The sequence below is a fragment of the Amycolatopsis sp. genome, from assembly GCF_025464955.1.
Lineage (GTDB): Bacteria > Actinomycetota > Actinomycetes > Mycobacteriales > Pseudonocardiaceae > Amycolatopsis.
Genome location: NZ_JAODNM010000061.1, coordinates 1 through 4,684, shown reverse-complemented (window position 1 = coordinate 4,684; position 4,684 = coordinate 1). Strand labels below are relative to the sequence as shown.

General features: G+C 62.6%; 7 protein-coding genes and 2 pseudogenes. 8 read left to right on the top strand and 1 reads right to left on the bottom strand.

The genetic code is table 11. The features are described 5' to 3' along the window. The 8 genes and pseudogenes from JWQ81_RS13595 to JWQ81_RS13570 form a co-directional block, all read left to right on the top strand. Positions 1-1,222, top strand: a 1,222-nt coding sequence (locus JWQ81_RS13595) for an RHS repeat-associated core domain-containing protein (RefSeq protein ID WP_297541290.1), incomplete at its 5' end; no start/stop codon positions are given. Between the two features lie 106 nt (positions 1,223-1,328). Continuing rightward, positions 1,329-1,970, top strand: a complete 642-nt coding sequence (locus JWQ81_RS13590) for a hypothetical protein (protein WP_297541288.1) — start codon at positions 1,329-1,331, stop codon at positions 1,968-1,970. A gap of 10 nt (positions 1,971-1,980) precedes the next feature. After that, positions 1,981-2,493: a hypothetical protein gene (locus JWQ81_RS13585; protein ID WP_297541286.1), complete on the top strand. Its 513-nt coding sequence runs from the start codon at positions 1,981-1,983 to the stop codon at positions 2,491-2,493. Positions 2,494-2,619: 126 nt separating this feature from the next. Beyond that, positions 2,620-2,787, top strand: a complete 168-nt coding sequence (locus JWQ81_RS44905; protein WP_366942286.1) for a hypothetical protein — start codon at positions 2,620-2,622, stop codon at positions 2,785-2,787. Further along, positions 2,715-2,954: pseudogene (locus tag JWQ81_RS44900) on the top strand (RICIN domain-containing protein); the annotation flags it as partial. The gene JWQ81_RS44905 and the pseudogene JWQ81_RS44900, both read left to right, overlap by 73 nt. Continuing rightward, positions 2,864-3,103, top strand: a pseudogene (locus JWQ81_RS44895) (hypothetical protein); the annotation flags it as partial. The pseudogenes JWQ81_RS44900 and JWQ81_RS44895, both read left to right, overlap by 91 nt. Positions 3,104-3,286: 183 nt before the next feature. Continuing rightward, positions 3,287-3,949: a hypothetical protein gene (locus tag JWQ81_RS13575; RefSeq protein ID WP_297541284.1), complete on the top strand. Its 663-nt coding sequence runs from the start codon at positions 3,287-3,289 to the stop codon at positions 3,947-3,949. Between the two features lie 35 nt (positions 3,950-3,984). Continuing rightward, positions 3,985-4,419 carry a hypothetical protein gene (locus tag JWQ81_RS13570; RefSeq protein WP_297541282.1) on the top strand — a complete coding sequence of 145 codons (435 nt, stop codon included), beginning with the start codon at positions 3,985-3,987 and terminating at the stop codon, positions 4,417-4,419. Positions 4,420-4,457: 38 nt separating this feature from the next. Here JWQ81_RS13570 and JWQ81_RS13565 read toward each other — a convergent pair. Then, positions 4,458-4,684: hypothetical protein (locus JWQ81_RS13565; RefSeq protein WP_297541280.1), on the bottom strand; the 227-nt coding region annotated here is incomplete at its 5' end.

Below are 4,684 nucleotides of genomic sequence, written 5' to 3'. Positions count from 1 at the left end.
CGCCTACGCCCAGGCCGGCGCCCCCGTCGTCGTCCGCACCACTACCGGCGCCACCACCGGCCACAAACTCACCGTCCTCCTCAGCGACCCCCTCGGCACCGCCACCACCGCCGTCGAGGAAACCACCGCCCAGCCCATCACCCGCCGCTCCTTCAAGCCCTACGGCGAAACCCGCGGCACCAAACCCACCACCTGGCCCAACCGCCACACCTACCTCGGCGCGGGCATCGACGACACCACCACCGGGCTCACCCACCTCGGCGCCCGCGAATACGACCAGTCCACCGGCCGTTTCATCTCCGCCGACCCCGTCATCGACGTCTCCGACCCGCTCCAGATCAACGGCTACGCGTACAGCAACAACAACCCCATCAGCCGCAGCGACCCCACCGGCCTCGAAAGCTGCGGCCCCAGCAACCCCTCCTGCAGCGCCGACAACATAAAATCCATCAACAGCGGTGGTGGCAGCGGGGGCACGACAGGCAGCACTCCGCCGCCGTTGCCGGGCAAGACCGGAAACAAGACCACTCGGCACGACCAGGCCCGTGATCGTGCCATCATTCAAATCGAGGCCGATCTGGCCAAAATGGGCATCAAGGATTTCGAGATCTACAAGACCGAAAGAATCCATGGAGCCAACAAGAGGTGCATGCGTCCGAGCACCAAGGGCTCGGCAGATTGCACCTACGGAGTTCTGGACATCCTCGGCTACGACCCCCATCACGATGTGTACTACGTGTGGGAGGTCAAGTCCGCCGGCCACGCGGCCAAGGCTGTTCCCGAAGCGCAGTGGTATGTGAACCGGCTGCAGGCGAGGGGCGACAGAGCCGTCTTGGGGTGGACGATTGGCGGCCCTTACGATGTCGGAAACGGTGACAAGGTGATAGGTCCGGCTGAGGGTGCGATTATCTACGGAAGAATGAACAATAAAAAATTCAATAATGTTGTGACTTCCAGTCCGTCGGCTGTCGCCCAACAGCGGCCTGCGCAGCCGGTGCCATCGCCCTCCCCGGGGCCGGGGCCTGGCTATTACCCCGGCACCGTCTACCAGCCCGGCCTGGGGACCGTCCCTCAGGGAACTGATGGAGTAAATCAGGCACCTCTATTGGTGCCGATGATTGTGATCGGTGGTCTTGCTCTGGGTGCCGGGCCTGGTGAAGCTGCAGCCGGGACCGCTGCCGCCGTGAGAGTTGCGGCCGCGATGTTCGACCTCGCGGCCTGACCGGTCGGGTAGCGAAGGCTGACCGGACCGGCAGTGCTAGCATCAGGTAAGAGTCCGAGTGCGGCATTTTCGGTCGGTGTATTGGAAAGCGAATCGTGGTGTCTTGATGAATCCCCTGGATGCATTGATCCGGCAATACGTTGGCCCTGTCGCGAAGGCGTCCGGTTTTTCCAAATCGGGCCGGATATTCCGGCTGGTCGCCGACAACGGGGACCAAGCCTTGCTGGGCTTCTCAACTCACGCCGTGGACCCGTCCATGGTTGTTTTCGATGTCAATTTCTTCATGGTCCCTGTTCCCTACTGGGGGTGGATCACTCGCCAGCACCCCACCGAGACCAGGGCGCCGGACAGCTCCGGAGCCCTGGTCACGTGCCGGGTGATGCCACCCCCGCAAGCTGCACACCGCCCTGACGAGAAAGGGTCTTTCCGCTCGCGGTGGGCATTCGACGCTGAAGGGAGCGGTGAGGTCTGCGGCCGTGCCTTGGGGCAGACGCTGCGGGATGAGACGTTCCCCCGTATGCGGCACTGGCTGGACCGGGCGAATCTACTGGATGCGGTGCGCAGTTCGGATGTGCCGATGATGAGGCGGATGGACCCCCTGATGCGCGAAATTGTCCTGCGGATTGATGACGCCCCAGGCAAGGACGTCAACGAACTCCTAGCGGCAGCTGAGGCCGCAAACGTGCTGAACGCCTTTGTCGTGTGGGCGCGCCAACGGCTTGCCTCGCGGGTCAAGACTGAGGGCTGAGGACGGAGACATGGGCTTTTGGGGAACCTTCGTGACCTGCCGCACCGATAGCGCGCTGACCGATCTGCGGGCCATCGCCATGCGCAGCGAAGGGCTCGATTACCAATGGCGCACGAAGAACGGGTGGCAGGTCGGTCAGTACGATCGTCTTGAACTGGGGGACGACGCCCCTGCGATGCTCGCCGACCTTGCGGCAGAGACGGGCCACCCTACGCTGTGCGCCTTCGTTCTCGACAGTGACGCGATCCAGATCGACGGCTTCTCGGAGAACGGCCACTGGCGGGCCTGTCTCGCACGTGAATCCATGAGGGACTATTGCGAAGACGATGACGAGGACTTCGACTTCGTCTTCTTGCCACCCGAGACAGCGGTCAAGCAGGCGGCCCGATGGTCTGACAATGCCGGGTACGGACCGAACCTCGTCGGCTTGCGGGCGGTTTTCAGCACGGAGGAAGCGGTCTCGGCGGCAGAGGACCTCTTTTTCGAACTGCTCGAACACCTAGGCCCCGGCCAGTTGCGGTAGGTGAACTGTGTAATGGTCGTCTACATCAAGGCCATGTTCGATCCATCGGTGGCCGTCGACCGGGAGTAGCCGCTGGTCCGGTCGTTCCGCGAGGCCCAGTTGCGGCTCTTCTCCATCGTCGCTGAGATGGAGGAGGAAGGGGAGGGCGGCATGTTCTCCTACGTCTTGGTGACCCAGCGGGAGGGCGGCCCGCGCACCCGGATCAAGAACGTCGGCCGGAACTGGGAGCTTGCCTTCCCATATTGGACGGCAGTGCCGCCCAGAAGTGGACCCTCGGAGCAGGCGGCAGCCTGAAGAACGCCGCCGCCGGCCGCTGCCTGGACATTCCCAGCGCCAACGCCGTAGCCGGCGCCGACCTGCAGATCTATACCTGCAACAACACCGGCGCCCAGCACTGGACCCTCACCGACCGCACCGACTACGTCTACGACGCGAACGGCAACCGCCTGCTGGAGCGCACCAAGTCCGGCAGCACCCTCTTCCTCGGCGAAACCGAAGCCACCACCGACACGACCGGCACCATCACCCGCTCGGCGCCCGCGAATACGACCAGACCACCGGCCGCTTCATCTCCGCCGACCCCGTCATCGACGTCTCCGACCCGCTCCAAATCAACGGCTACACCTACAGCAACAACAACCCCGTCACTAAGAGCGATCCTTCAGGTCTCAAGGTTTATGATCCGGACGGGGATGAGGCGCGGCGCAAGCAGAAGTTGATAAACCCGAACCCAGGTCTCAACAAGCCACGCGCCAAACCGCCGGTGGTCGTAAATTCTGATCTGGAAAATATCGTGGAGTCCATCTATATTCGCGGTGTTGCCACAACTTCCGTCGGCAATGGAAAAGTGACCACGGCGCTCATTCAGGAATTCAATACCGGAAAACCAGTCGGTACTTGGCACGTATCCAAAGCCGCCGACCTCATGAGACGACTCTCCGCGCTGCTGGAAAGTAATCGCATCCAGAAGATGAAGACCGGAAAGAATCTTCTCTCCGCCGATGATCTCGGTATCGCTCAGTCCGAGGCCAAGGAGCTGTGGGGTTCTCTGAACTCCAATGATGTCACCGGCAAGGTGTCGAAATATGTGAGCGGGAACGGTCCGGTCAAGAAGGGTTTGGAAGGTGCCCGGAGGAACACCCTCGCGGCGCAGGCCGTGAGCGACATCATGGGGCAGTCGTTCGAGGTCGGCCCCAGGGACCGTTCGCCCAACCCGCGCCCCAGGCAGGCCGGTGAGCCCACTCGCATGAAGGGTTTCATGAAGGGCTTCGGTATCGTAGGCTCCGCAGTGGTCGTGGCTCAGGCCCCGATGGATATCTACAATTACGGATTGGAGGAAGGAGCTAGAGGCACTTTGGAGGGTGTCGTCGACCCGCTGGACGTTGTGCCGGACGGTCAGGGCGTCGGATGTGTATTCTTCGATGATTGTTATGTCGAAGCGCCGCCCATGTCGTAGTTTCGTAAGCGCAGGAACTGTTCGAAGGAGATCGGGTGGCCGGCGATATCACTGCTGATAATTTCTTCCGGGAGATATTGGATCAGGTTCCAGAATTTGAATGGAAGGTCAATGCGGAGAGAAAGTCGATCACCGAGAGGGGCGGGGACCCCGAGGACGTCGACCACTTGAAGTACAATCCGTACTCTTTGGCTTTCGAACTCTTCACCGGTCTCGTCGTTCCCGCGCTGCGGGCAACCGATGCGATGGATTCGCAGGAGGATTTTCTGGCGCGGTGCTTCACGCTGCTTGAGCGCGCGGCCGCGACGTCGGATTCCTACGTACGGGACAATATGGCGCTCGCTGTCGCGGACTTTCTCGTCGGTGATCTGGGTCCGACCGCCTATGCTCACGCCGGTCTCGAGTTTCGCGCACTGATGGCCGAATGTCTGGCCGATGAAGGGCTGGAAATTCCTGCCAGTTGGCTGTGATTGAAGTGAGTGACCGCGCCGGACCAACCGGGAAAGGATCACCGCGAGCGCGGGATGCGTCGGTGAAACAGTGTCCGTGGCCGCTGGCCCAAGACTTCCGTTGGTGCCCCGCAGCCCAGCCCGGTCGCGGCGACCCGGTCTGGACCCGGCAGCGCGTCGCGGCGGTCCAGCGACAACGCGGCAAGCCCTGCCGCGGCCAGGAGGGCCAGGCCGGTGCCGACAACCCGATGGGCACCTGCGGCAGGTGAACCGAGCAGGAGCACCA

Bases quoted from the DNA above. Each gene is read 5' to 3' on its own strand.
- JWQ81_RS13590 (WP_297541288.1), top strand. From the start codon at position 1,329: ATGAATCCCCTGGATGCATTGATCCGGCAATACGTTGGCCCTGTCGCG.
- JWQ81_RS13585 (WP_297541286.1), top strand. From the start codon at position 1,981: ATGGGCTTTTGGGGAACCTTCGTGACCTGCCGCACCGATAGCGCGCTG.
- JWQ81_RS44905 (WP_366942286.1), top strand. From the start codon at position 2,620: ATGGAGGAGGAAGGGGAGGGCGGCATGTTCTCCTACGTCTTGGTGACC.